The 25,626-nt window shown below is 69.3% G+C and carries 28 protein-coding genes; 18 read left to right on the forward strand and 10 right to left on the reverse strand.

Translation table 11 applies throughout. The features are described from left to right. Positions 1 to 4: 4 nt before the first annotated feature. Complete coding sequence (locus ABB22_RS03495; RefSeq protein WP_055764470.1) at positions 5 to 802, reverse strand: DUF4349 domain-containing protein; 798 nt, start codon at positions 800 to 802, stop codon at positions 5 to 7. Then, positions 799 to 1,155 (reverse strand): GFA family protein, encoded by a 357-nt coding sequence (locus tag ABB22_RS03500; RefSeq protein ID WP_055764468.1) that lies wholly within the window; start codon positions 1,153 to 1,155, stop codon positions 799 to 801. The genes ABB22_RS03495 and ABB22_RS03500 overlap by 4 nt, the downstream gene beginning before the upstream one ends. Positions 1,156 to 1,260: 105 nt before the next feature. Between ABB22_RS03500 and ABB22_RS03505 the strand changes: the two genes are divergently transcribed. The 12 genes from ABB22_RS03505 to ABB22_RS03560 all read left to right on the forward strand — a co-directional run bounded on the left by ABB22_RS03505 (position 1,261) and on the right by ABB22_RS03560 (position 9,359). Further along, positions 1,261 to 3,063, forward strand: coding sequence for a DUF885 domain-containing protein (locus ABB22_RS03505; RefSeq protein WP_055764466.1), 1,803 nt, complete (start codon positions 1,261 to 1,263; stop codon positions 3,061 to 3,063). Positions 3,064 to 3,210: 147 nt separating this feature from the next. After that, positions 3,211 to 3,471, forward strand: a complete 261-nt coding sequence (locus ABB22_RS03510) for an SHOCT domain-containing protein (protein WP_055764463.1) — start codon at positions 3,211 to 3,213, stop codon at positions 3,469 to 3,471. An 86-nt stretch (positions 3,472 to 3,557) separates the two neighbouring features. Further along, positions 3,558 to 4,112, forward strand: a complete 555-nt coding sequence (locus tag ABB22_RS03515) for a hypothetical protein (protein ID WP_055764461.1) — start codon at positions 3,558 to 3,560, stop codon at positions 4,110 to 4,112. Positions 4,113 to 4,202: 90 nt separating this feature from the next. Then, a complete protein-coding gene (locus ABB22_RS03520) occupies positions 4,203 to 4,691 on the forward strand; it encodes a hypothetical protein (RefSeq protein ID WP_055764460.1) in 489 nt (162 codons plus the stop codon). Between the two features lie 98 nt (positions 4,692 to 4,789). After that, a complete protein-coding gene (locus ABB22_RS03525) occupies positions 4,790 to 5,188 on the forward strand; it encodes an MAPEG family protein (protein ID WP_055764458.1) in 399 nt (132 codons plus the stop codon). 67 nt (positions 5,189 to 5,255) lie between these two features. After that, entirely contained in the window at positions 5,256 to 5,645 is a 390-nt protein-coding gene (locus ABB22_RS03530) for a VOC family protein (protein ID WP_055764456.1), read from the forward strand. A gap of 406 nt (positions 5,646 to 6,051) precedes the next feature. Further along, on the forward strand, positions 6,052 to 6,441 hold the full coding sequence (locus ABB22_RS03535) for a YybH family protein (RefSeq protein WP_055764454.1): 390 nt from the start codon (positions 6,052 to 6,054) through the stop codon (positions 6,439 to 6,441). A gap of 75 nt (positions 6,442 to 6,516) precedes the next feature. Next, positions 6,517 to 6,855 carry a tRNA-binding protein gene (locus ABB22_RS03540; protein ID WP_055764452.1) on the forward strand — a complete coding sequence of 113 codons (339 nt, stop codon included), beginning with the start codon at positions 6,517 to 6,519 and terminating at the stop codon, positions 6,853 to 6,855. A gap of 31 nt (positions 6,856 to 6,886) precedes the next feature. Further along, on the forward strand, positions 6,887 to 7,138 hold the full coding sequence (locus tag ABB22_RS03545) for a DUF6868 family protein (RefSeq protein ID WP_055764450.1): 252 nt from the start codon (positions 6,887 to 6,889) through the stop codon (positions 7,136 to 7,138). Between the two features lie 46 nt (positions 7,139 to 7,184). Further along, the gene (locus tag ABB22_RS03550; protein ID WP_055764448.1) at positions 7,185 to 7,664 is read left to right on the forward strand and encodes an iron chaperone; all 480 of its coding nucleotides are present in this window, start codon (positions 7,185 to 7,187) and stop codon (positions 7,662 to 7,664) included. 13 nt (positions 7,665 to 7,677) lie between these two features. Next, complete coding sequence (locus ABB22_RS03555) at positions 7,678 to 8,307, forward strand: TMEM175 family protein (protein ID WP_082592144.1); 630 nt, start codon at positions 7,678 to 7,680, stop codon at positions 8,305 to 8,307. Between the two features lie 539 nt (positions 8,308 to 8,846). Further along, positions 8,847 to 9,359, forward strand: coding sequence for a DUF1993 domain-containing protein (locus tag ABB22_RS03560; RefSeq protein WP_055764444.1), 513 nt, complete (start codon positions 8,847 to 8,849; stop codon positions 9,357 to 9,359). A gap of 97 nt (positions 9,360 to 9,456) precedes the next feature. Here ABB22_RS03560 and ABB22_RS03565 read toward each other — a convergent pair whose 3' ends face one another. Together ABB22_RS03565 and ABB22_RS03570 are read right to left on the reverse strand one after the other, a co-directional pair. After that, the gene (locus ABB22_RS03565) at positions 9,457 to 11,289 is read right to left on the reverse strand and encodes an ABC transporter ATP-binding protein (RefSeq protein ID WP_055764442.1); all 1,833 of its coding nucleotides are present in this window, start codon (positions 11,287 to 11,289) and stop codon (positions 9,457 to 9,459) included. Positions 11,290 to 11,703: 414 nt separating this feature from the next. After that, positions 11,704 to 13,284: a serine hydrolase gene (locus tag ABB22_RS03570; RefSeq protein WP_425529550.1), complete on the reverse strand. Its 1,581-nt coding sequence runs from the start codon at positions 13,282 to 13,284 to the stop codon at positions 11,704 to 11,706. Positions 13,285 to 13,381: 97 nt separating this feature from the next. Here ABB22_RS03570 and ABB22_RS03575 point away from each other — a divergent pair, with 97 nt between their 5' ends. The 3 genes from ABB22_RS03575 (at position 13,382) to ABB22_RS03585 (ending at position 15,717) form a co-directional block, all read left to right on the forward strand. After that, complete coding sequence (locus ABB22_RS03575; protein WP_055764438.1) at positions 13,382 to 13,813, forward strand: VOC family protein; 432 nt, start codon at positions 13,382 to 13,384, stop codon at positions 13,811 to 13,813. A gap of 97 nt (positions 13,814 to 13,910) precedes the next feature. Then, positions 13,911 to 14,741 carry a DUF72 domain-containing protein gene (locus tag ABB22_RS03580; protein ID WP_055764435.1) on the forward strand — a complete coding sequence of 277 codons (831 nt, stop codon included), beginning with the start codon at positions 13,911 to 13,913 and terminating at the stop codon, positions 14,739 to 14,741. Between the two features lie 46 nt (positions 14,742 to 14,787). Next, positions 14,788 to 15,717 carry a DMT family transporter gene (locus ABB22_RS03585; protein ID WP_055764433.1) on the forward strand — a complete coding sequence of 310 codons (930 nt, stop codon included), beginning with the start codon at positions 14,788 to 14,790 and terminating at the stop codon, positions 15,715 to 15,717. Positions 15,718 to 15,724: 7 nt separating this feature from the next. Here the strand turns inward: ABB22_RS03585 and ABB22_RS03590 are convergent, their stop codons facing one another. The 4 genes from ABB22_RS03590 to ABB22_RS03605 form a co-directional block, all read right to left on the reverse strand. Then, positions 15,725 to 16,789 (reverse strand): sensor domain-containing diguanylate cyclase, encoded by a 1,065-nt coding sequence (locus ABB22_RS03590; RefSeq protein ID WP_055764430.1) that lies wholly within the window; start codon positions 16,787 to 16,789, stop codon positions 15,725 to 15,727. A gap of 90 nt (positions 16,790 to 16,879) precedes the next feature. After that, the gene (locus ABB22_RS03595; protein WP_055764428.1) at positions 16,880 to 17,602 is read right to left on the reverse strand and encodes a pseudouridine synthase; all 723 of its coding nucleotides are present in this window, start codon (positions 17,600 to 17,602) and stop codon (positions 16,880 to 16,882) included. A gap of 7 nt (positions 17,603 to 17,609) precedes the next feature. After that, entirely contained in the window at positions 17,610 to 19,259 is a 1,650-nt protein-coding gene (locus tag ABB22_RS03600; RefSeq protein ID WP_082443479.1) for a sensor domain-containing diguanylate cyclase, read from the reverse strand. Between the two features lie 198 nt (positions 19,260 to 19,457). Beyond that, on the reverse strand, positions 19,458 to 21,395 hold the full coding sequence (locus ABB22_RS03605) for a DEAD/DEAH box helicase (RefSeq protein ID WP_055764426.1): 1,938 nt from the start codon (positions 21,393 to 21,395) through the stop codon (positions 19,458 to 19,460). Positions 21,396 to 21,555: 160 nt separating this feature from the next. On the opposite strand from ABB22_RS03605, the gene ABB22_RS03610 reads away from it, so the two are divergent. The 3 genes from ABB22_RS03610 to ABB22_RS03620 are packed head-to-tail and all read left to right on the forward strand — an operon-like array spanning position 21,556 to position 23,020. Beyond that, positions 21,556 to 22,065 (forward strand): RNA polymerase sigma factor, encoded by a 510-nt coding sequence (locus ABB22_RS03610; RefSeq protein WP_055764424.1) that lies wholly within the window; start codon positions 21,556 to 21,558, stop codon positions 22,063 to 22,065. 19 nt (positions 22,066 to 22,084) lie between these two features. Beyond that, positions 22,085 to 22,741 carry a hypothetical protein gene (locus ABB22_RS03615; RefSeq protein ID WP_055764422.1) on the forward strand — a complete coding sequence of 219 codons (657 nt, stop codon included), beginning with the start codon at positions 22,085 to 22,087 and terminating at the stop codon, positions 22,739 to 22,741. A 57-nt stretch (positions 22,742 to 22,798) separates the two neighbouring features. Beyond that, a complete protein-coding gene (locus ABB22_RS03620; protein ID WP_055764420.1) occupies positions 22,799 to 23,020 on the forward strand; it encodes an RNA-binding S4 domain-containing protein in 222 nt (73 codons plus the stop codon). 10 nt (positions 23,021 to 23,030) lie between these two features. On the opposite strand, the gene ubiM is transcribed toward ABB22_RS03620, so the two are convergent. Beyond that, a complete protein-coding gene (gene ubiM, locus ABB22_RS03625; protein WP_055764418.1) occupies positions 23,031 to 24,212 on the reverse strand; it encodes a 5-demethoxyubiquinol-8 5-hydroxylase UbiM in 1,182 nt (393 codons plus the stop codon). 144 nt (positions 24,213 to 24,356) lie between these two features. Continuing rightward, the gene (locus ABB22_RS03630; RefSeq protein WP_055764416.1) at positions 24,357 to 25,487 is read right to left on the reverse strand and encodes a COG3904 family protein; all 1,131 of its coding nucleotides are present in this window, start codon (positions 25,485 to 25,487) and stop codon (positions 24,357 to 24,359) included. Between the last annotated feature and the right edge of the window lie 139 nt (positions 25,488 to 25,626).

The following is a 25,626-nucleotide window of genomic DNA, read 5'->3' on the forward strand; positions in this document are numbered from 1 at the left end:
TGGATCAATCGCGCCTGCGCCGTCGGCGCCACAGCTTCAGCCCGCCCCACGACAGCGCGCCGCCGACCAGCAGCAGCGGCAGCAGGCCGGCGAATACGCGGATCAGGTAGGCCAGGCTGGTGGTGAAGATGCCGCCGGACTCGGCCAGCGCGCGGCCGATCTCGCTGCGGTTGCGCTGGCTGCTGGTCGAATCCAGCTGGATCGTCACCTTCTGCGTATCGATGCGCCGGTGCTGCTGGGCCGCATCGCGCCCGGCCTGCTCCAGTCCCGCCTCGATCTCGGACAGGCGCTGGGAAATGGTCAGCAGGTCGGCCACCGCCAGATCCTTGCGCTGCTGGTATTCGCCCAGGCGCGCGTGCTCGTTCTTCAGCCGCGCCTGGGTCAGACGGGTGTCGGCCACCTGCTGCGCGAGATCCTCGGCGCGGGTGTCGCGGCGGGTTACTTCGCCCTTCTCGCTGGCCAGCGCAATGATCGGCTCCACGCCCCGTGGCGCGATGCGCACCTCGATCGCGCCGGAGGCGGTATCGCCACCGCTCTGCGACAGCTGCAGCACCGCGCAGTCGCCAAACTTCCCGCCCTGGCAGGCCTCGGCCACCGCCTTCAACCGCGGCGCGATCTGCCCGCCGGGCAGGCGCAGCTGCACCGTGTGCTCATAGGCCAGGAACGCGCCTTCCGGCGAGGCCATCGCGGCCTCGGCGGCGACGCCCGCGGTGCGCGCATCGTGCTTGCTGCAGCCCACTGCCAGCATAAGCGCCAGCAGCATGCCCACCAGCGCGCAGGAACGGCGCAGCGCAGCCGTCATCGGCTGGCCCCGTCGTAGCGCGTGATTTCCAGCGCATCCAGATCGACGGCCGGCACGCAGCGCAGGTTGATCGCCACGGTCGGCTCGCCGCTGCGCGGGTCCACCGCTTCGCTGAACGGGGCTACGCCGCAGACGCGGCAATGATGATGGTCGATATGCCCGGAATTGAAGCGGTAGCTTTCCAGTCCGGCGGGATCGCTCTTCAGCTCGAAACCGCTGCGCGGGCCGAACCACAGCAGCGAACCGCGCCGCCGGCAGATCGAGCAGTTGCAGGACAGCGCGCTGGCGACCGGTTCGGCCGATTCGAACGCGAACGCGATGCGCCCGCAGTGACAGCTGCCTTCGTAATGCATCGCACGACCTCCAGGGGGCACCGGCGGCCATGGTAAGCCAATGGCATGGGCGCCCGTGCGGCAGCTGCCCTATGCTCCGGCTTTCCCTCCGCAACAGGTATCCCGATGCGCAAGCACCTGCTCGCCGCCGCCCTGCTCGCCAGCCTGGCCGGCTGCCAGAACAGCGACGCCCCGACCGCCCCGTCCACCGCCGCCGAACAGGCCGGCCAGAGCCAGGCCGACGCCCAGTTCGCCGAGCTGTCGAAGAAGGCGCTCGATACCTGGATGCAGCTGTCCCCGGTCAGCGCCACCCAGATCGGCGACCACCGTTACGACAGCGAACTCGACGACCTCAGCGCCGCCGGCCAGCACAAGGGCCTGGAAGCCAGCAAGGCGCTGCTCGCCGACCTGGACAAGATCGATGCCGGCAAGCTCGGCCGCGAGAACCAGGTCGACGCCGCGATCCTGCGCAACCAGCTGCAGTCCGACATCTGGAGCAACGAGAGCCTGCAGTCCTGGCAGTGGGACCCGCAGGTCTACAACGGCCTGGCCGGCAGCGCCATCTATGGCCTGATGGCGCGCGAATTCGCGCCGCTGCCCGAGCGCCTGAAGTCGGCCACCGCGCGCATCGAGAAGATCCCGCAGATCTTCGCCGCCGCCCGCGCCAACCTGGACCCGGCGCGCGTGCCGAAGATCCACGCCGAGACCGTGGCCAAACAGAACAAGGGCATCCTCAGCCTCGTCGAGACCTTCATCACCCCCAACATCGGCCAGCTCGAGGCGGCCGACCAGCAGCGCCTGACCACCGCCATCGACAACCTCAACAAGGCCGTCGCCGAGCAGCAGGAATGGCTGGACAAGACCCTGGTGCCCAACGCCAGGGGCGATTTCCGCATCGGCGCGGAGAAGTACGACCAGAAGCTGAAGTTCTCGCTCAACTCCTCGCTGTCGCGCGCGGAGATCGGCGAGCGCGCCCGCGCCGAACTGGCGCGCGTGCGCAAGGACATGTACGGCATCGCCCAGGTGGTGCTGAAGGACAAGCCGGGCGCGCCGGAGATGCCGGCCGAGCCGAGCGACGCGCAGCAGCAGAAGGCCATCGAGGCCGCGCTGGAACTGGCCTATGCCGACAAGCCCGCGCGCGACAAGGTGGTGGAAGACGCCAAGGCCTCGCTGGCGCAGTCCACCGAGTTCGTGCGCACGCACGACCTGGTGACCCTGCCCGACGCGCCGGTGGACATCATCCTGATGCCGGAATTCCAGCGCGGCGTGGCCGTGGCCTACTGCGATTCGCCCGGCCCGCTGGACAAGAACCTGAAGACCTTCTACGCGGTCTCGCCGATTCCGGACGACTGGAACGACAAGCAGGTCGATTCGTTCCTGCGCGAATACAACAGCCGCATGATCCACCTGCTCTCGATCCACGAAGGCACGCCGGGCCACTACCTGGAAGGCTGGCACTCGGGCAAGTTCCCCTCCACCCTGCGCGCCGTGCTGCGTTCGGGCCTGTTCGCCGAGGGCTGGGCGGTCTACACCGAGCGCATGATGCAGGAACAGGGCTACCTGGATAACGACCCGCTGTTCCACCTGGTGCAGCTGAAGTTCTACCTGCGCACGATCGCCAATGCCATCCTCGACCAGGGCGTGCACGTGGACAACTGGAGCCGCGAGCAGGCCATGCAGCTGATGACCCACGACGCCTTCCAGCAGGAGAGCGAAGCGTCCGGCAAGTGGGTGCGCGCCCAGCTCACCTCGGCGCAGCTGCCGACCTACTTCGTCGGTGCGCAGGAACACTTCGACACCCGCAAGGCCGTGCAGGAAAAGCAGGGCGCCGGCTTCAACCTGAAGGCCTACCACGACCAGATCCTGTCCTACGGCGCGCCGCCGGTGCGCTTCGCCCGCCAGCTGATGCTGGACCAGCCGATCGAATAATCGCCCGGCTCGATGGATGCGCAAAGGCCCGGGAATCCCGGGCCTTTGCCGTTGCGCCGCCTGGAACCGGAAATCCGGCCAGTGCCGGCGCCTTCCCATCCAGCAGCCGGGACCGGATACTCCGCGACACTGCATGAGGGGAACGACATGGGCAGCTTCAGCATCTGGCATTGGATCATCCTGCTCCTGGTATTGGGCATACCCGTCATCCTGGTGGGCCTGCTCGTCTGGCTGGCGGCCCGCGGCTCGGGGAAATCCGCCCGCGCCGCCATGCCGGTGCCCTCGAGGCCGCCGCCGTTGCCATCGACCGGAGCGCGGCTGCAGAAACTGGCCACGTTGAAATCACAGGGGCTGATCAGCGAGGCGGAGTACGAGCAGAAGCGCGCCGCGCTGCTCGACGACCTCTAGTCCCGCCCCCGGCGTCTCTGCAGACCCGTGCCTGCCGGCGGCGCGATGCGGCGCCCGCGGCACCCATCGTCGCCACAGGGGAAGAAATGGACGGTTTCGATTTTCTGTTCTCGCTCTATTCGCTGCTGCTCGGCCTTGCCGTGGCGCACGCGATGACCGGCTTCGCCGACAGCTGGGTGGATCGCGCGCGGACCGCCCTCGGCGCATCGACGATCCTGCTCGGTCTTCTCATCCTGCTGCGCGCAGCGGGACAATGGACCTCCTTCTGGGATGGACGCGGCGGCCTGGCGATGGACCCATGGAAGGTTCTTGTCTGCCTGGGAATGGCCCTGCCCTACATCTTCATCGCCCGCGTCATGTTCCCGCGGACGGACGCCGGTTATGCCAGCATCGACGACTACTATCTGGAAAACAGGCGCGCGCTGATGACCGCGCTGCTGATTCCCACCTGCGTCAGCTTCGCCAGCAACATCGCCCTGTCGGGATCCGCGTTCCTGCAGGAGCCATTGTTCATCGCGATGAAGTACGTCCTGCCGCTGGCCATTCCGCTTGCCCTGATCTTCGCCGGGCGCCAGCGGTGGCACCGCGCAGGCCTGGGGGTGCTGACGGCCTGCACGCTCGTCCTCATGTTCTGGGCGTGAAGCGCGGGTCCGCCGTTCACCCATGCCGATACCGCCCGGAGGCATGATCCGCTCCAGGCACCCTTCCCCCGACACCCCGATGGAGACCGCATGAACGTGATGCTCGCCGCGCTGCTGTCCGCCGCCGCCTTTGCCGGTACGCCCGCACATGCCGCTTCGCCGGCCGATTCACCGCTGGTCGGCCACTGGGTGCTGGAGGTGGACAGCCTGCCGATGCCGCCCGAAGCGCGACCGAAAAGCGTCAACATCGCCTTCGCCGCCACGCCGGACGGCCAGTGGAACGAACGCGTCGAAATCGTCGACCAGGGCGGCAATGCGCTGCATTCGGAGTCCACCCTGTCCCTGGACGGCACGCCCGGCCGCGCATCCGGCACCTATTGGGTCGATGTCCTCGCGGCCAAGATGCCGGCGCCCAACGTCCTGGTCATGCAGTTCGTCTACGAAGGCATCCCGCGCTCCACCCGCGTCTATTCGGTGAGCGGAGACGGGAAGGTCATGACCGAGACGGAGGCCTATTTCAAGGATGGAACGCCGGTGCTGCGGACTGCCTATTTCAGACGCGCGCCCGGCAGCCCCTGAAGGCCGCCATCACCCCGCCGCTCCCGCGCATCCGGTGATGACGCAAACCGGCCGTCGCATGCACGTCGCTCCACCTCATTCGTGAAACAGGAACGCACATGCACAATGCCCTGATCTTCCCGATGGCGGCCCACGTCGCTCTGGCCGCGCTCCTGTACGTCCTGCTCACCGTCGCCCGGGCGCCCGCGGTCTGGGGCATCGGCCGCCGGGTCGACGGCGGCAATCCCTGGGCCGACGTCGAACCGCGCATCAGCGCCAATCTTTCCAACCAGTTCGAATGGCCGCTGTTCTTCCACGCCGCCTGCCTGGCTCTGCTGCCGTTCCCGCCGGGCCCGATGACGCTCGCACTGGCCTGGCTGTTCGTCGCCGGCCGCGTCCTGCACAGCACCGTCCAGATCCTGACCCGCAACGTCCGCCTCCGGGGAATCGTCTTCACCCTCAATTTCCTCGCCGTGCTGGGCCTGTGGGTCGAAGCGGTGGGAACGTGGTCGCGCTGACGCTTGATCCCGGTGGGCAAGGCGGTACCGCGGACCTGCCCCGCCCGCCCCCAGCAACGGAGTCACCATGAAACGCCTCTGGACGATCATCGCCGTGGCCGACGTCGCGCGCAGCTTCGCGTGGTACCAGTCGCTCCTGGGGCTGCCCCCTTCGCAACCCGCGCACGATCATTTCGGCCAGCTCGTCGACGCGGACGGCACGGTGCTCCTGTGCCTGCATCGATGGCAGGCGCACGACCACCCCACGCTCGCCACCCCGGCGCATGCGGAGCCCGGCAACGGCCTGTTGCTGTTCTTCCGCGTGAACGACTTCGACCAGGCCCTGCAACGCGCCCTGCGGCAGGTCGCGGCGCTGGCGCTCGCGCCCGCCCTGAATCCCGGCACGGGAACCCTGGAGTTCGCCGTCCGCGATCCGGACGGCTATTACGTCATGATCAGCGCGCAGGACGCGATCTGATGGCAGGCGACGATCGCCCCGCGCCGTACAGCGCCTCCTCTTCCTGCATCACACGCATCGGCCGCGGCAGGGAACAAGCATGACCGCCTCCGGTCCGCCTGGCGTCCTCCACCCGACGCCCTCGACGGAAACCTTGCCTACTTCTGCGCCATCCGTCCGGGCTCTTCAGCCCGAGGACGCTGGAAGCGGCGGAACGCGGCCTGCCCGGCGTACCGGTGCCGCATGACGGGCAGGCCGTGGCAACCGCAGGACAGGCATTTTCCACGGCCAAGCCACCCGAAGGGGGCACACGCAGAGGCGCGCCATGCAGGAACCCGCGTCGCCTGCCGGCCACTGAAACCCCGTCGTCCTCACGCGGCGACAGCGCGGTGCAGCGTTACCTTGGGACATCCGGAGGGGGCGCCCCATGCATGACGATGAACAGGAAATCCGGCGACTGGTCGACTCCTGGCTCGCCGCCAGCCGCGACGGCGACGTGGACGCCGTGCTGGCGCTGGTCGCCGACGACGCGGTCTTTCTTACGCCCGGCAATCCGCCCATGCGCAAGGCCGATTTCGCCACCGCCATGCGCGCGCAGGCCGGCGCCGATGCGCCCAGGGTCGAGGGCAGCAATGCGATACGGGAAATCCGCGTGCTCGGCGACTGGGCCTTCCTGTGGCAGCAGCTGGCCGTCACCATCACCCCGCCCGGCGGCCGCCCGGTATCCCGCGAGGGCCACACGCTGACGATCCTCAACCGCCGGAACGGGCACTGGGTACTGGCGCGCGACGCCAACCTGCTCGGCCCCGGCGCATGATCCGCATGGCAACGCGTATTGACGGCCCGCGACCATCGGCGCTATTGATCGGCACCCCCCAACCGAGACGCGCGCGTGGAAACGATCGACTGGAACGACTTCACCAAGGTGGAACTGCGCGTGGGCCGCGTGGTGGCCGCCGAGCCGTTTCCGCAGGCGCGCCGGCCGGCCTACATCCTGCAGGTGGATTTCGGCCCGGAGATCGGCGTGCGCAAGTCCAGCGCGCAGATCACCGACCTGTATGCGCCGGAAACGCTGATCGGCAAGCAGGTGGTGGCCGTGGTGAATTTCCCGCCCAAGCAGATCGGGCCGATCATGTCCGGGTGCCTGGTCACCGGCTTCCACAACGCCGGGGGACAGGTATCGCTGTGCGTACCCGAGCACGAAGTCCCGCTCGGCACCCGGCTGCTGTAACGGGCTTTTTCCCTCCCTGCGGAGCACTGCCATGCACAGCGATTTCCTCTGCCGTTTCCTGCTGTGGTCGCTCGCCTTCAACTACGCCGTGCTGTTGACCTGGTTCATCGCCTTCATCTCCGCGCGCGGCGCGCTACGGCGGCTGCACGGCCGCTGGTTCGCGTTGCCGGACGCCACCTTCGATGCGATCCACTACGGTGGCATGGCCGTGTACAAGATCGGCATCCTGCTGTTCAATCTCGCCCCGCTGGTCGCGCTCTGCCTGGCGCGCAACGGCGGTTGACCCACAACCTTCGCTGGCATCCGCCGGTTCCGCGACGAGGATTCCCATGACCCGCTCTGCCACCGCCAAGAGCAGTCCGCGCAAAAGCACGGCCACGAAGAAGGCCGCCAGCACCTTCACCGCGGAAGAACAGGCCGCCATGAAGGCGCGGGCGCGGGAACTGAAGGCCGAGGCGCGCGCCAACCGCAGCAGCGCCGAAGGCGAGGCCGACCTGCTGGCCCGCGTCGAGGAAATGCCCGCGGCCGAGCGCGACGTGGCACGCCGCATCCACGCGCTGGTGATGGCCACTGCGCCCGGCCTGCAGCCACGCACCTGGTATGGCATGCCGGCCTGGGCGAAGGACGGCAAGGTGCTGTGCTTCTTCCAGAGTGCGGGCAAGTTCAAGACGCGCTACGCCACCTTCGGTTTCAGCGACCAGGCCAGGCTGGACGACGGCGGCCTGTGGCCCACGTCGTTCGCCATCCACCGCTTCGGCGACGCCGAGGCCGCCACGCTGGCCTCGCTGGTGCGCAGGGCAGCCGGTTGAGCCGGAATCGACCATCCATCTCTCCCGCGACGGGAGATCACCGCCAGGACAGCAACCAACGGGGACAGCACATGGCAAGGGACGTCTTGAAGCATTCAGCGACGGCGTACTGGCGATCATCATCACCATCATGGTGCTGCAGATCCAGGTCCCGGACGGGGCCACGCTGGCCGCGCTCGAACCGTTGATCCCCACGCTGCTGGCCTATGTGCTCAGCTTCGTCTACGTGGGCATCTACTGGAACAATCATCACCACCTGCTGCAGGCGTCCAGCCGCATCTCCGGCAGCGTGCTGTGGGCCAACCTGCACCTGCTGTTCTGGTTGTCGCTGCTGCCCTTCGGCACCCGCTGGATGGACGACTACTACACCCAGCCGCTGCCCAGCGCGGCCTATGGCGTGGTGCTGCTGGGCGCAGCGGTGGCGTACTGGCTGCTGCAGCGGCGCATCATCGCCGCCGAAGGCGACAGCTCGGCACTGAAACAGATGCTGGCCGGTGACTGGAAAGGCAAGCTGTCCCCGGTGCTGTATCTGCTCGGCATCGGCCTGAGCTTCGTACAGGTGCATCTGGCGCAGGCAACCTACGCGCTGGTGGCGCTGCTCTGGCTGATCCCGGACCGCCGCATCGAACGTCGCATCGGCTGAGCCGCCGCGGCAGGCAGGCCGAAGTACAGCTCGAACGGTCACGGCCGATCCGGCAGGCGCAGGAATCCTCCTCCATCCGGTTCCATCCGCGAAGGCAGACGCTGTCCAGGGACTACCGCGCCGCACGTCAATTGCCGCACCAGTACCCGCAGGCGGTGCGGCAGCTGTAAATCATCGCCGAAGCGATCAGGGCCGGCGAGCTGGACGCGGACCCGCGCACAACCCAGGCGCGGGCGTTGATCGCCAGGACCGCGCCGCAGTCCAGCGCCCGCAGCGAGGCCGCACAGGCGACCACACGACATCGCCAATGGCGGCTTTGCCAACGGCGGCTTTGCCGCGGTCGTTGTGCCGGGTCTGCTACGGGTGCCGGCGCGGATCAGGCTGCCGGCATGAGCCATGCAACGCGCCGGTGGCGCCCGACCAGCAATCCCGCCTTGCGCTTCAGGCGCATATCGCGCGTGCACGACCTATGCTGTCGGGGTTTCAGTACGCGCGCGGCCACCCCGCCGCGCCGGTTTTCCCTCTGACGGAGTTCCACGATGTCTCTTTCGATGTACAGCGCCTCGATACCCGTTCTCAAGCAGATGCTCGGCGCCTTGTCCGGGGTCTTGGCCAAGGCCGAAGCCCATGCCGCCGAGAAGAAGATCGAACCGGCCGCGCTGCTTGGTGCGCGCCTGTTCCCGGACATGTTCCCGCTGGTGCGCCAGGTGCAGATCGCGGCCGATTTCGCCAAGGGCATCAGCTCGCGCCTGGGCAATACCGAGGTGCCGTCCTGGCCGGACGACGCCGAGGCCGGCTTCGCCGAACTGCAGGCGCTGATCGCCAAGGCGCTGGCACACCTGGACAGCTTCAGCGCCGAACAGTTCGAAGGCAGCGAGTCGCGCGAGATCGTGCTGCGCGCCGGTACGCCGAAGGAGAAGAAGCTGCAGGGCGATGTGTACCTGCTGCAGTACGGCCTGCCGCAGTTCTTCTTCCACGTGACCACCAGCTACGCGATCCTGCGCCACAACGGCCTGGAGATCGGCAAGCGCGACTACATGGGCAGCTACTGAGTCCGCCGGCCCGGCCGGGCCCTGCCTGGAAGCCGCTGCCGGCGCTGCCGGCAGCGGCTTTTCACGGCGCGGGACAACAGCCGCCGGCGCCGCGGCCTCAGTCTTCGGCCGCGACAAAGCCACCGGTCTGCCGCGCCCACAGCCGCGCGTACAGGCCACCGGCGGCGAGTAGCTCGGCATGGCTGCCGGTCTCGACGATGCGGCCATGGTCCATCACCACCAGCCGGTCCATGCGCGCGATGGTGGACAGGCGGTGGGCGATGGCGATCACCGTCTTGTTGCCCATCAGCTCATCCAGGCTCTCCTGGATGGCCGCTTCCACCTCCGAATCCAGTGCCGAAGTCGCCTCGTCCAGCACCAGGATCGGCGCATCCTTGAGCAGCACCCGGGCGATGGCGACGCGCTGGCGCTGGCCGCCGGAGAGCTTCACGCCGCGCTCGCCGACATGGGCGTCGTAGCCGCTGCGGCCCTCGCTGTCGCGCAGATCGGCGATGAAGCCATCGGCGCGGGCCTTGGCCACGGCGGCGCGCAGCTGGTCCTCGGTCGCATCGGGGCGGCCATAGAGCAGGTTGTCGCGGATCGAACGGTGCAGCAGCGAGGTGTCCTGGGTGACCACGCCCACCTGCGCGCGCAGCGAGTCCTGCTGCACGGAAGCGATGTCCACGCCATCGACCAGGATGCGGCCGCGTTCGACGTCATGGAAACGCAGCAGCAGGTTCACGAGCGTGGATTTCCCCGCCCCCGAGCGCCCGACCACGCCGATCTTCTCCCCGCAGCGCACGTGCAGGTCCAGTCCTTCGATCACCCCGTGGTTCTTGCCGTAATGGAAGGACACGCCCTCGAACCGGATGTCGCCGGCCAACCGCGCCAGCGCCGGGGCGCCGGGCGCATCGTCCACCGTCGGCGGCAACGAGATCGAATTGATGCCGTCATGCACGGTGCCGATGTTCTCGAACAGCGCCGACAACTCCCACATGATCCACTGCGACATGCCCAGCATGCGCAGCACCAGCGCCACGGTCACCGCGACCGCGCCGGCGCTCACCGAGCCGCCGTGCCACAGCCACAGGCCCAATGCCACCGCGGAAAACAACAGCAGCATGTTCAGCGCATACAGCAGCGAGTAGATACGCGTCGCCAGCCGCATCTGCGGATGCACCTTGTCCAGGAAGCCGGCCATCGCCTCGCGCGCGTAGGCCTGCTCGCGCCGCGAGTGCGAGAACAGCTTGACCGTGGCGATGTTGGTGTAGCTGTCCACGATGCGCCCGGTCATCTCCGAGCGCGCATCGGCCTGCTCGCGCGAGATGCGCTCCATGCGCGGCACGAAATGCCACATCAACAGCGCATAGCCGGCCAGCCAGGCCGCGAACGGCAGCATCATCCGCCAGTCCGAAGCGCCGGCCACCGCCAGCGTGCCGATGAAGAACACCAGCACGTAGTTGCCGATGTCGAACAGCTTGACCACGGTCTCGCGCACCGCCAGCGAGGTCTGCATCAGCTTGGTGGCGATGCGCCCGGCGAATTCGTCCTGGAAGTAGCCCATCGACTGCCGCAGCAGGTAGCGGTGCACGCTCCAGCGGATCCGCATCGGGAAATTGCCGAGCAGGGTCTGGTGCTGCACCAGCGAATTGAGCAGCACCAGCAGCGGCAGCGCGACCAGCACCAGCAGCGCCATCCACAGCAGGCGCGGGCCCTCGACATCGAGGAAGGTGGCCGGCGTGGTCGCGCCAAGCCGGTCCACCAGTGAGCCGACATAGGCATAGAGCGCCAACTCGGCCACGGCGATGCCGGCGGTGGTCAGCGCCATCAGCAGCAGCCATTTTTCCGCGCCGCGCGTGTAATGGCGACAGAAGGCATACAGGCCGCGCGGCGGCTGCGTGGGCGGATCGGACGGGAACGGGTCGAGGCGGGATTCGAACCAACGGAACATGGAGACGGGCCAGCGAACGGATGGGGTTGGCCATTGTCGCGTATCCCCGCGACCCAGGGTGCCGGCAAGGCGCGGCGTTCGCGCGCCGGCATGCAGCCCGGGCGATGCAGGTCATGTCGACGGGCTCGCCCGTTCGGCATGCAGCAGCGCGGGGAGGTCTCCAGAAGAGTGGGATGGCGCCTTCGCTGCCAGACGGCGAAGGCACGGACTCCCTGCGATCGTGCCGGGTGGATGCCGGGCCGGGAATGAATCGACAGGATGCCGATCAGGAGAGCCCGCAGGGTCGATGCCGACCGCCGATGGCGCGCCGGACACGGCCATGTGCGGCTGGCGGGAAAGGGGCAATCCTGCCCCTTTCCCGTCCATCCCCGGCGCGCATCCTGCCGAGAACCGCGTCCGGCAGGCGCCGGATCGTCACTGCGCCGTCGGCTGCAGCAGCAGATCCTGGAAATCGAAGCTGAAATCGGTCAACGACGAAACCGCCTGCATGCGCACCTCGCGCACCTTGCCGTCGGGATCGAGGCTGAAGTTGACGAAGGCGTCGGCGTTGAGCGAGCGGTTGTCCCAGCGCACGATGAAGGTGTCGTGCTGCCAGTGCTCCATCGTGCCCTGCAGATCGGCAGTAGCGCCGAAGCGCAGGCGCAGCCTGCCGCCCTTCTGCTCCACGGACACGTCGCCGTACCACGCATCGCGATAGGTGCCGGCATAGCCGGACAGCGGCAGCGACGGCCGGCTCTTCGCATCGCGCGCGGCCACGTGCTTCTGCCAGCCTTCGTCGGCGCCGTCCTGCGCCTTGGCAACGCTGGCGGCGTAGGCGCCCACCCAGTCATGCGCGGGCGCGCCCAGCATCGCGTCGAGCACGCTCAGGGTGATGGCGTTGAACGCCGCGCCCGATTCCTGGTTGGTCAGCACCACCACGCCCAGGTTCTGGTCGGGCACCAGGGTCAGCCGCGACACCTGCCCCGGCCAGCCGCCGGTGTGCCACACCAGCTTCTGCCCGCGGTAGTCGCTCAGGCTCCAGCCTTCGCCATAGCCGGCGAAATTGGGCTTGGCCGGCATCAGTTCCGGCACCGACGGCGTGGCCACCACCTGCGGGATCTGCATCTGCCACATCTGCTGCTGGGTCTTTTCCGAGAACAGCGGCGTGCCGTCGGCCAGCCTGCCGCCGGCCAGCTGCACGTTCATCCACCGGGCCAGGTCGTGCACGCTGGAATAGATGCCGCCGGCACCGGCGTTGTTGGACCAGGTCAGCGGCGCCACCGGGCGCAGGTCCTTGAAGTCGAACTTGGCGTGGCCGATGGCCGGCTTGTCGCCGGGCTTGAGGTGGTCGGCGTTGTAGCGGGTGCCGGCCATGCCGACCTTGTCGAAGATGCGCTGCTGCAGGAAATCGGCGTACGACAGGCCGGACACCTTCTCGATCACCTGCTGCGCCACCGCGTAGAGGATGTTGTCGTAGGCGTAGCGGTCGCGGAAGCCGTTCTTCAGCGGCACGTGCGCCAGCCGCGCCACCACTTCGGCGTTGCTGTAGGTGGTGGTCGGCCAGAACAGCAGGTCGCCGGCGCCCAGGCTCAGGCCGCTGCGGTGCGAGAGCAGGTCGCGGATGCGCATCTCGCCGGTGACGTAGGGATCGGACATGCGGAAGCCGGGCAGGTGGTCGACCACCCGGTCGCTCATCTTCAGCTTGCCTTCCTCGGCCAGCAGGTTCAGCGAGGTGGCGGTGAAAGCCTTGGTGTTCGAAGCGATGGCGAACAGCGTATCGGCCTGTACCGGCTCCGGCCTGCCGATCTCGCGCAGGCCCCAGCCGCGCTCCAGCACGACCTTGCCGTCCTTGACCACCGCCACCGCCACGCCCGGCACGTCGAACTGCTGGCGCACCCGTTCCACGGTGGCGTCGAGCTGCTGCAGTTCCCCCGGCATTGCCGTCTCCTGTGCGTCGGCCGCCTGCGCCGCCATGCCCATCGCGAGCGCCAGCCCGCTCCCCAACCACTTGTTCAATGCGTTCTCCCTCGAGATCGATGCCGGCATGCCGGCCTTCTCGCGATGGTAACGCGGCCGCGCCCACCCTCGCCCTCCACGCCACCGGAACGCCGCCATGGACCTCGCCGCCCGCACCACCGCCACCATCATCCCGTGCCTGCGCTATCGCGACGCGCCGGCGGCCATCGACTGGCTGTGCCGCGCCTTCGGCTTCCAGCGCCACGCCGTCTACCAGGACGGGAACACCGTCCACCATGCGCAGCTGGTGTTCGGCAACGGCATGGTGATGCTCGGTTCGGTGCAGCCCGGCGCCTGGGGCAGCAACATGATCCAGCCCGATGAGGTGGGCGGCATGGAGACGCAGAGCGCCTGTGTGATCGTGAGCGACGCCGACGCCCACCATGCGCGCGCCACGGCGGCCGGCGCGGAGATCGTCATCGACATCGCCGACCAGGACTACGGCGGCCGCGGCTATGCCTGCCGCGACCCGGAAGGCCACCTGTGGTGGTTCGGCAGCTACGACCCGTGGGCCGCGAAAGCGCCATGAACCCAAGGACGGTACGCGGATGGGCGCGGCAGCGATGCGTCCGCGGAACCTGCCGATAGAATCGGCGCGATGACGCCCCGCCCGGACCCGCATGCCCATGGATGACCTGTTCGCTCCCGCCCCCGCAACCACGCAGGGCGTGCACGTGGGCATCGGCGGCTGGACCTACGCGCCCTGGCGTGGCGGCATGTTCTACCCGCCGGGGCTGGTGCAGCGGCGCGAGCTGGAATACGCCAGCCGCCAGCTCACCGCCATCGAGATCAACAGCACCTACTACGGCACGCAGAAGCCGGCCATCTACGCCGGCTGGCGCGATGCCACGCCGGAAGGCTTCGTGTTCTCGGCCAAGGCGCCCAAGCGCATCACCGGCGCGCGGCAGCTGGCCGGCACCGGTACGCAGGTGCAGGACTTCATCGCCGGCATCGCCGCGCTGGGCGACCGGCTGGGGCCGCTGGTCTGGCAGTTCGAGGCCGGGCGCACGCTGGACCCCGACGACTTCGCCGGCTTCCTCGACCTGCTGCCGCCGCAGGTGGACGGCCGGGCGCAGCGGCACGCACTGGAGATCCGCGACCCGGCCTTCCTCGACGCCGGGCTGGTCGCGCAGGCACGGCAGCGCGGGATGGCGCTGGTCTTCACCGATTCGCCGGACCATCCCAATGCCGCCGACCTGTGCGCCGACTTCGTCTACGCGCGACTGATGCGCAGCCGCGACGACTGCGCCGCCGGCTATCCGCCGCGGGAACTGGCGCGCTGGGCCGAACGCATCGGCGACTGGCGCCAGGGCCGCGACCCGCACGACCTGCCGCACTCCAGCCCGGTGACGGCCACCCCGGCGCCGCGCGAGGTGTTCGTCTACTTCATCAGCGCGGCCAAGCACCGCAACCCGGCGGCGGCGCGCGAACTGCTGCGCCTGCTCGGCGGAAACTGAAGCGCGCGGTGCGGCGTCGGCCGCACACATCGGCGACAATTCGTCGATGCCCAATCCCGATACCCGCAAGGCCCTGCTGCAGATCCATTTCTGCGTGCTGCTATGGGGCGTGACCGCCATCCTCGGCAAGCTCATCACCCTGCCCGCACTGCCGCTGGTGTGGTGGCGCATGCTGCTGGTGGTGGCGATGCTGGCGCTGCTGCCGCGGGTATGGCGCGGGCTGTCGGCGCTCACCCTGCGGCTGGCGCTGGGCTACGGCGGCATCGGCGCGCTGGTGGCGCTGCACTGGCTCACGTTCTACGGCGCGGTGAAGCTGGCCAATGCCTCGGTGGCGGCCACCTGCATCGCACTGGCGCCGGTATTCACCGCCATCGTCGAGCCCTGGATCGCCAAGCGGCCGTTCCAGCCGCGCGAGCTCGCCTTCGGCGTGGCGGTGCTGCCGGGCGTGGCGCTGGTGGTCGGCGGCGTGCCCGATGGCATGCGCCTGGGCGTGGCGGTGGGCGCGCTGTCGGCGCTGCTGGTGGCCCTGTTCGGCTCGTTCAACAAGCGCCTGGTCAGCCATGCCGATCCGCTGACCGTCACCGCGCTGGAACTGGGTGCCGGCACCCTCACCCTGACCCTGCTGGCACCGGCCCTGCCGCTGCTGCTGCCGGCACTGGCCAGCCCGCTGTGGGTGATGCCCGACCTGCACGACGGCGTCCTGCTGCTGGCGCTGTCGGGCCTGTGCACCCTGCTGCCGTTCGCGCTGGCGCTGGTGGCGCTGCGCCATCTCAGCGCCTACACCATGCAGCTGGTCACCAACCTGGAACCGGTCTACGCGATCGTGCTGGCGGTGCTGTTCCTGGGCGAGCAGCGCGAGCTGACGCCGCTGTTCTACCTGGGCGTGGCGATCATCATCGGCGCGGTGTTCCTGCACCCGCTGCTCAACCGCACGCGGCCGCTGCCCGCTACGGCCAGCAGCCCGGGGCTGGAATAAACGACTTTCAGCCGGCGACCACCACGCGGTCGCGGCCCTGCGCCTTGGCCTGGTAGAGCGCAGCATCGGCACGGCGCAGCGTTTCCTGCGCCGATTCGCCGGCGTGCTGCACCGCCAACCCGATGCTGATCGTGACCGGCAACCCCATCGGCAGGTGCGCCACCGCTTCGCGCAGGTACTGGCATTGCAGTTCGGCCTGCGCCAGCGGCGTGTCCGGCATCAGGATCACGAATTCCTCGCCGCCATAGCGCGCGGCCATGCCGCGCCCGGCGAAGTGCGCGCGCAGCACGCCGGCCAGCTCGACCAGCACCCGGTCGCCTTCGTCGTGGCCGTGGATGTCGTTGACCTGCTTGAAGTGGTCGATATCGACGATGGCCACCGCCGGCGGCCGGTCGGCCCCCCGCTCGATCGCCTCGGCCAGCGCCGCGGACAGCGCGCGCCGGTTCGGCAGGCCCGTCAACGGATCGGTGCGGGTCTGCTCGGACAGCTCCACGTTCTGCTGCTCCAGCTGCGCGTAGTACTCGGCCAGGCGTGCCTCGTACCAGTCATGCTCGCCCTGGTGGAGGTCGATGCGGCGGCGCAGGCCGCGCATCTCCAGCATCAGCCCCACCTGCCGCGACAACGCCCACAGCGCTTCGGCCTGGCCGAGCGCAAGCTGGCCCGGGTTCGAATCGAACACGCACAGCGTGCCCAGCGCGTAGCCGTCGCTGCTCAGCAGCGGCGCGCCGGCGTAGAAGCGGATGAAGGGATCGGCGGTGACCGAGGGATTGCCGCGGAAGCGCTCGTCCTGGCACGCGTCCTCGACCACGGTCAGGTGCGTCGGCTGCAGGATGGCATGGGCGCAGAACGCTTCGTCGCGCGGGGTCTGCTCGCCCTCCAGCCCCTGCAGAGATTTGAACCACTGCCGCTCGCTGTCGATCAGGGTCACCGCCCCCATCGACGTGCCGCAGATGGTGCGGGCGATGGTCACCAGGTCCTCGAATTCCTGTTCGCGCGGGGTATCGAGGATGCGATAGCGCTGCAGCGCGGCCAGGCGTTCGGCCTCGTTGGCGGGAAGGGCGGGCTTGATCATCCGGGTCCGGGCCTGTGTCCTTGGAAACGGCGTAAACAGGCCGAGTCTAGCCTCACCGCGCGGCGATCAGCGCGGCGAGCCGGTCACACTTCACCATTCCCGCTGCTGCGGCAGCAGTCCGCGCAGCTCCTGCTCGGTGAGGTTGCGCCATTGCCCGGGCTTGAGCGCGCCGAGCTTGACGTTGTCGATGCGCACCCGGCGCAGCTGGGTGACGCGGTAGCCGAAGGCCGCGGCCATCAGCCGGATCTGGCGGTTCAGGCCCTGCTCGAGGACGATGCGGAAGCCGAACTTGGCGATGCGCGTGGCGCGGCACGGCAGCGTCATCTGGTCGTGGATGCGCACGCCGCGCGCCATGCCGCGCAGGAACTCGTCGGTGACCGGCTTGTTCACCGCCACCAGGTATTCCTTCTGGTGGCCGTTCTCGGCGCGCAGGATCTGGTTGACGATGTCGCCGTTGCTGGTCATCAGGATCAGGCCCTCGGAATCCTTGTCCAGGCGACCGATCGGGAAGATGCGCTGCTCGTGGCCGACGAAGTCGACGATGTTGCCCTTGACCGCGCTCTCGGTGGTGCAGGTGATGCCCACCGGCTTGTTCAGCGCGATGTAGACATGCCGGCGGCCGGTGGTCTTCTGCACGACGCGGGCACGCAGCGGCTGGCCGTCCACGCGCACTTCGTCGCCCTCGCCGACCACCGCGCCGGTGCCGGCGACGATGCCGTTGACGGTCACGCGGCGGGCGCCGATGAGGCGGTCGGCCTCGCGACGGGAACAGAAGCCGGTTTCGGCGATGTGCTTGTTGAGTCGGTTCGTCATCGACGGATTATCCGCCATCGCCCGGGTCGCCGGACAGCACGGGCGCATCGTCGCCCGCGGCGACCACGCGATCGCGGCCGCCGCGCTTGGCCTGGTACATGGCGTTGTCGGCGCGGCGCAGCAGCGCGGTCAGGTCATCGCCCTGCGCACGCATTTCCGCCAAGCCGATGCTGACCGTGACCACCGGCCCGTCATGGCGCCGCTCGGCCGCCTGCCGCGCGATCTTCCCGCGTAGCTGCTCCAGCCGCGGCAGGGCCGCCTCGGCGTGCGTGCCTGGCAACAGCACCAGGAATTCCTCGCCGCCCATGCGGATCACGTCGTCGCGGTCGCGCACCGCGGCAAGCAGCATGTTGGCCACCGACACCAGCACCGCATCGCCCATCTCATGGCCGAAGCGGTCGTTGATCTGCTTGAACAGGTCGATGTCCAGGAAGCCGATCGACAGGGGCAGCCGGTCCTTCCGCGCACGGAGCATGTGGCGTTCGAGCTGGCGCAGGCCGGCGCGGCGGTTGGGCAACCCGGTCAGGGCGTCGGTGTCGGCCAGCTGGCGCATCTCGTCGCGCTGCTGGCGCAGCTGGCCGAGCCGGCGGTTGATGCCGTAGGCATACATCATCAGGAACCAGGTCACCGACAGCTGCACGGCCTCGACCCGGAACCGCACCAGGTCGCGGCTGCCGGCGATGTCCGCCAGCGCCATCAACAGCAGCGGAGCCACCGCGGCGACGCCATCCACCGCCTGGTAGTCGCCACGGCGCAGCGAGACGATCCCGGCCACCAGCGCCAGCACGCAGACCAGGCTGAAAGCGTGGTCCAGCGCGGCGGCGGCCCAGGCCAGCCCGGCCCATGGCAACAGCGGCGTGACCAGAGCCAGCGCCAGCAGCAGCTGCGCGAAACGGCGCACCCAGGGGCGCGATCGCGGCCAGGTCTGCAGGCCGCCGCACAGACGCCACAGCACCCAGCCCATCACCGCGATGCTCAGCGCCGAGGCCGACACCATCCACCAGGGGGCGAAACCGCCCACCGGCAGCCAGGGTTCGGGATAGCCGCTCAGGCCGCTGAGTACCGACTGCCAGACCACCAGCAGCGCAGTCGCCAGCGTGTAGACCAGGAAGTCGCGATCGCGGGTGGTGAGGAAACCCATCAGCGCCGACAGCGCCAGGGCGATGGCAATGGCGATGCAGGCGGTGCGCACCAGCAGGCGCATCGTATCCATCTGCTGCACCGGGCTTGGCGCACCCAGCCGCAGCGTGGGAACCCAGCGCGCCTTGAGCGGCGTTTCCCAGGCCACCCGGATCGGCTCCATGTCACCCGGCTTGGGCACCAGCACCATGCCGATGCCCGCCCGGAAGCGCGAATCGCGGGTACGCGCGTCCTGCATGTTGCCGCAGATCCGGCGGTCGCCGTGGGAGATCATCACTTCGCCGGCGAACACGTTGAACACGTCCACCGCCTGCGGCGCGCCGGACCAGCCTTCGGCGGGCGCGGCGATCAGGATGCCGTCGCCCAGCCGCTCCAGCGTTTCGGGCGGACAGGCGCGGATCGGCGCCTGTTCGTCGGTCGGCTCGCCGACCAGCAGGTAATCCCGGCCTGCCTGCGGAGTCTGGGCGGCGGCAGCCAGCGGGAACAGCAGAAGCGCCAGCAGCAGGGACAGCAACATCGGCCCCGCCATGGCCCGCGCCTTCATCCCACTGCCCGCGATCACCATCCCTTCCCCTGCATACATCCCGACGCGTCCGCGATTATCGCATGCGGCTTTTCCGCCCTTGTCGGGAAAACCCGATGACGGCCTCGTCTCCGCCGGGCCGGATCGCACGGGTCCACCGTCCTGGCGGTGGAACCCGTCATCCGCAAGGACTCAGGCGCCGCGCGGACCGCGTGGCTTGAAGCCGCCAGGGCGGCCGCCCGGACCAGCAGAGCGCGGACCGCCGGGACGGCCGGCGGGCTTGGGGCCCTTGCCGAAGCGCGGCTTGAACGAGGACGCGGCGCCCTGCTCCTCGCCCGGCTCGACCCGGCGCATGCGCAGCTGCTGGCCGGACACCCACACCTTCTGCAGGTGCTGCAGCGTGTCCGACGGCATTTCCGCCGGCAGGTCGAGCACCGAGTGGTCGTCGTGGATGTCGATGCGGCCGATGTAGCGGCTTTCCAGCCCGGCCTCGTTGGCGATGGCGCCGACGATGTTGGCCGGCTTCACGCCGTGCATGTGGCCGACCTCGATGCGGTAGGTCTCCATGCCAAATTCCGGCGCGCTGCGCGGCGGCATCTCGCGGCGCGGACGCTCGCCGGACTCGCCTTCGCCACGCGGCGGACGCGGCGCGTGCTCGCCGTCGTCGGCGCGCGGGCCACGCTCGAAGCGCGGTTCGAAGCGCGCCGGGCGCTCGCCGCGCTCTTCGCGCTGGCGCGGGAAACCGCCGTCGCGCGCCGGACGTTCGTTGCGGCCGGCCTGCGGTTCGCGGCGCTCGCGCACCGGCGGGGCCAGCAGGAACGGCGCATCGCCCTGCAGCAGCTTGGCCAGCGCGGCGGCGATGTCGATCGCCGGCACGTTGTTCTCGCCTTCGTAGCGCTGCAGCAGGTCGCGGTAGAAATCCATGTCGCCGCCGGCCAGGGTCTGGCTGATGCGGTCCATGAATTTGGTCACGCGGTGGTCGTTGACCGCGTCCACGGTCGGCAGCTGCATTTCCTCGATCGGCTGGCGGGTGGCGCGCTCGATCTGGCGCAGCATGCCCTTCTCGCGCGGGGTGACGAACAGGATCGCCTCGCCGCTGCGGCCGGCACGGCCGGTACGGCCGATGCGGTGCACATAGCTTTCGGTGTCGTACGGGATGTCGTAGTTCAGCACGTGGCTGATGCGCTCCACGTCCAGGCCTCGGGCGGCCACGTCGGTGGCGACCAGGATGTCGAGCTTGCCTTCCTTGAGCTGGCCGATGGTGCGCTCGCGCTGGGCCTGCTGCATGTCGCCGTTGATGGCGGCCGCGGCCAGGCCGCGCGCCTGCAGCTTGCCGGCCAGTTCCTCGGTGCCGGCCTTGGTGCGCGCGAAGATGATCATCGCATCGAAGGTTTCCACCTCCAGGATGCGGGTCAGCGCGTCCAGCTTGTGCATGCCCGCCACCCACCAGTAGCGCTGGCGGATGTTGGCCGAGGTGGTGGTCTTGGAGGCGATGGTCACTTCCACCGGCTCGCGCAGGTAGGTCTGCGCGATGCGGCGGATCTGCGGCGGCATGGTCGCCGAGAACAGCGCGACCTGGCGGCTTTCCGGCAGCTTCTTGAGCACGGCCTCGACGTCGTCGATGAAGCCCATGCGCAGCATTTCGTCGGCTTCGTCCAGCACCAGCGTCTTCAGCTCGGACAGGTCCAGGGTGCCGCGGTCGAGGTGGTCGATGACGCGGCCGGGGGTGCCGACCACGACGTGCACGCCACGGCGCAGCGCCGACAGCTGCTGCCCGTACGGCTGGCCGCCGTACACCGGCAGCACGCGGAAGCCGGGCATCGAGGCCGAATAGGTCTGGAACGCCTCGGCGACCTGGATGGCCAGCTCGCGGGTCGGCGCCAGCACCAGCACCTGCGGCTTGGTGGCGGAAAGGTCGATGTTGGACAGCACCGGCAGCGCGAAGGCGCCGGTCTTGCCGGTACCGGTCTGCGCCTGGCCGAGCACGTCGCGGCCTTCCAGCATCGCCGGGATGGTGGCGGCCTGGATGGGCGACGGGGTCTCGTAACCGACGTCGGCGACCGCTTTCATCACAGGCTCTGAGAGGCCGAGATCTGCGAACAGCAGCGGCGCGGGGGTTTCTTGGGACATGGGGGCTCCGGGGGCACCGCCGCGAACGCAGCGGGCAGGAAAATGGGGCGTATTGTGCGCCTTGCGCAGGCCGCTGTCGAAATCCCCGATGGCATCCGTTCAGCTGTGATATCCGGCGGCGGCCGGCGAATCACCCGGCATCGTCCCCCTTGCGACCGTCATGGCCCCGTCCCAGCCGCTTCCCGAGCCCCCGGCCCGCTTCACCGAACTGCTGCAGCGCCATCGCGGCATCCTGGTCAAGGTGGCCGGCAGCTATGCGCGCCAGCGCGAGGACCGCGAGGACCTGGCCCAGGAGATCGCCGCCCAGCTGTGGCGGGCGTGGCCTGGCTACGACCCGGCACGGCCATTTTCGACCTGGATGTACCGGATCGCATTGAACGTGGCGATCTCGCAGCTGCGCGGCCGGGCCCGGACGCCGACGCTCCAGGCCGCCGCCGACGACCCGCTCGACACCCTGCCCGACCCGGCCGCGCACGACCCCGACCGGGCGCAGCAGGTCGAACGCCTGTACCGCTTCATCCATGCCCTGCCGCCGCTGGACCGCGCCCTGATGCTGCTCCATCTGGAGGAGTGCCCGCAGCGCGAGATCGCCGAGGTGCTGGGCCTGAGCGCGACCAATGTCGCCACCAAGATCGGCCGCCTGAAAGCGCGCCTGCGCAACGAACTGTGACCCAACCGAGGACGCCCCCATGGAACCGGATGAACTGAGGACCGCCTGGCAGGCCCTGGCCCGCCACCTGGAACGGCAGCAGGCGCTGGACCTGCAGTTGCTGCGCGTGCAGGCCAGCCGCCGCCTGCACGACCACCTTGCCCCGTTGCGGCGCGGGCAATGGCTGCAACTGGCGTTCGGCATCGGCCTGGTCTTGCTCGGCATCGCCTGCTGGCAACGCAACCTCGAGGTGCCCGCCTATCTGGCCGCCGGCATCGCCGTGCATGCCTTCGGCGTGCTGACCGCTGCGCTGGCCGGCATCGTGCTGGACCGGCTGCGGCGCCTGGACCCCACCGCCCCGGTACTGGAACTCGAGCAGGGCCTGGGCCGGCTGCGCCGCCTGCAGGCGCTCAACGGCATGCTCGCCGGCTGGTCATGGTGGGTGATGTGGGTCGTGGTGCTGGTCGCGCTGGGCGGCATCGCCGGCATATCCGCCTGGCCGGGCATGGCGCCGTGGTTCGCGGCCTGCGTCGGAACCGGCCTGCTCGGCTGGCTGGGTACCGCGGCGCTGTACCGCTGGGCGCGGACCTCGCCGCGACCGGGGCTGGCGCGCCGCGCCGAGAATGCGGTCAGCGGCTACAGCCTGCGCCAGGCGCAGGCGGTGATCGAGGAACTGCGCCGGTTCGAACAGGAGTGACGAGCAGGACGTATCCAGCGCGGGCGATAATCGCCCTCCTTCCCCACCGGCATCCCCATGCAGACCATCGATTTCGAACTGGACCGCGAATACGTGGAACTGAAACAGCTGCTCAAGCTGACCGACCTGGTGTCCAGCGGCGGCGAGGCCAAGATGATCATCGGCGAAGGCCAGGTCCGCGTAGACGGCGAGGTCGAACTGCGCAAGGCCTGCAAGATCCGCGCGGGCCAGCAGGTGGCGCTGGGCGAGGTGCGGATCCGCGTGCTGGCCGCGACGTAGCAGTGGTGGCTCAGAAGCTCGCGCGCTGGGTCAGGTGCGCGGCGATCATCTTCCTGAAGGGCGCCACGCCGTGCGCGGCGCGCAGCGCGGCACCGCGCAGCAGGCGGGCCGGCAGGCGGCTGTCGTTGTACAGCGTGGCGATGGCATTGGTCGCCTCGTAGAGCGGCCAGGTCGCCAGCCTGTGCCCGCGCTCGTAGCGGGCCAGTACGGCAGCGGCGCCGATGTCGCCGCCGCGCGCGGCCGCGGTGGCGACCTCCTTCACCAGCCGCTGCTGGCTCTGCAGGCCGAAGTTGAAACCATGCGCGGTGACCGGATGCATGCCCACTGCGGCATCGCCGGCCAGCGCATAGCGGTGCGCGGCGAAGCGGTGCGCGTACACGCCGACCAGCGGATAGACATGGCGCGCGCCCACCGGCCGCATCCGGCCCAGGCGCTGCTCGAAGAAGCCGGTGACGGCGTTGCCGAACGCCGCATCGTCCATCGCCATCAGTTCCTGGATCCCCTGCGGCGGCAGGGTGATCACCGCCGAACACTGCTCGCCCGGCAAGGGCAGCATCGCCAGCGTGCGGCCGTAGCCGAACCACTCCCAGGCGGCGTGGTGGTGCGGCTGCTCATGGTCGAGCCGGCACACCAGCATCGACTTGCCGAAGTCGCGCATCCGCGCGCCGATGCCCATCATCCGCCGGGTCGCCGAGAAACGGCTGTCGGCGGCCACCACCAGTCGCGCCGACAGGCGGCGGCCATCGTCGAGCACCACCGTGTTGGCCGCATCGCCGGTCTCGATCGCGGTCACTTTCGCGCCATCGACCAGCTCCAGTCCCGCCTGCCCCTGCACTGCCTCCCAGGCGGCGCGACGGATCAGGTGGTTCGGGACGAGCCAGCCCAGCTCGTCCACGTTCTCGTTGCCGGCGGCGAAACCGAGCGCGAACGGGGAGGCGCCATTCATGACCCGGGCGCTGCGCAGCGGCGATACCTGGGCCGGGTCCAGGCGCTCCCACAGGCCCAGCCCGCGCATGATCTGCCGCGATGCGTGGGTCAGCGCGATCTCGCGGCCATCGAAGGCCGGTTCGGCCAGCGCCGCGGCCGGCTGCAGTTCGACCAGGGTCACCGACAGCCCCGTATCGGCCAGCCCCCGCGCCAGGCACAGCCCGGCCGGACCCGCACCCACCACCAGTACATCGACAGCCCGCATCTTCCGCCTCCGCATTCCGTGTCCGGCACAGCCTACGACCCGCGCGCGGCACCGGCCTTGATCCGGATCATGCGCTGCGGAGATCACCCGGCTCGATCCTGCGCCCCTGACCTCAGGCGCCGACCTGCGGGACCAGCCGGGACCTCACAGTCCGCCGCGGCGAGGCTCCAGGGTCGCTGCCGCCGGCGCCACCCCCGGCAAGGGCGCGGCTTCGACCGGCATTTCCAGCAGCGCCGTGTCGATTTCCGAAAGCGGGCTCTCGTCCGGGCAGGTCTCGTCCGGGAAACCAAAATGCTCCTTGAGCGCCTGCCCGCAGTTGGTGACGGCCTCCAGGTCGGCCCCTTCCACCTTGCACTGGCGGTCGAAGGCGATAAGGAACGCATCCTTGCGGCGCACGAAATCGTCGCCGCATTTGCGCATCTGCTTGATCCGCTCCAGGTCGTCCTGCACCGCATTGGTCCCGTCCAGCCCGTACTGTTTGAGCTCCTCGCGGGTGAGCACGCGCAGGCTGCGGTTAGGCACGGTCATCATCAGGTCGGCCACGCCCACCGCCACGCCGTTGCGCTGCAGGTAGTCCTTCACGTTGTCGTAGACCTCGTGCAGTTCCTTGTTCAGCTCGGCACGCGAGGTCGCGGTGGAGCTGATGCGCATCATCCGGTGGATGCCGACCTTGCCCGAGATCAGCCGGTTGTCGCCGGCGGCCAGCACGAACACGCAGGCGCTGTGGCAGATGGAGCCTTCGCGCACCCAGATGGTCCAGCCGGCCTCGCCGATGCTGTCGCCGGCGACGATCGCCGCTTCCACCTGGCCGCCGCTGGAATCCAGGTCGAGCACGCGCTTGCCGATCTTCAGCGCATCGGCCACCACCGCCAGGCGCGAGACCATCGCGGCGAAGGAGGGGTTGATCTTGCCGGCATAGCGCACCCGCACCAGCCCACGCTCGCGGCACGGCTCCAGCGCGGCATCGAGGGTCTTTCGGTCCAGCGCCTCCAGCGCGGCGCCGTCGCCGACCTCGCCGGTGTAGTCGGTATCGCAGCTGACCCAGGCCTTGCCGTTCTCCAGGGTCACTTCCGGCCAGGCCTTGTCCCGCGCCGGCTTCACCGGCGGCGGCGGCGGCGGCGCATCGGCCGCGTTGATCGACACCATGTGGTCGCCATCGGCAGCCAGTGCCGCGGCCGGGTCGGCGGCGACGACCGGCTTGCCCTTGTCGGCGGGATTGCAGGCCAGCAGCCCGACACACAGCAGCAGCGGCGACCACCAGAATCTGCGCAACATGGAGAACGATCGGATCCGTACGATGGCGCCGCGCGCCGGGGAACGGACAGTCTAGTGCGCATTGCCGCTCCCGCCGCAATGCCTCCTGAACTGACGATCCGTCATGAGCATTGATGTCCGGAAACGGCCAGTACGCACC

Origin of the sequence: Stenotrophomonas nitritireducens, from assembly GCF_001431425.1 — a bacterium.
Lineage (GTDB): Bacteria > Pseudomonadota > Gammaproteobacteria > Xanthomonadales > Xanthomonadaceae > Stenotrophomonas > Stenotrophomonas nitritireducens.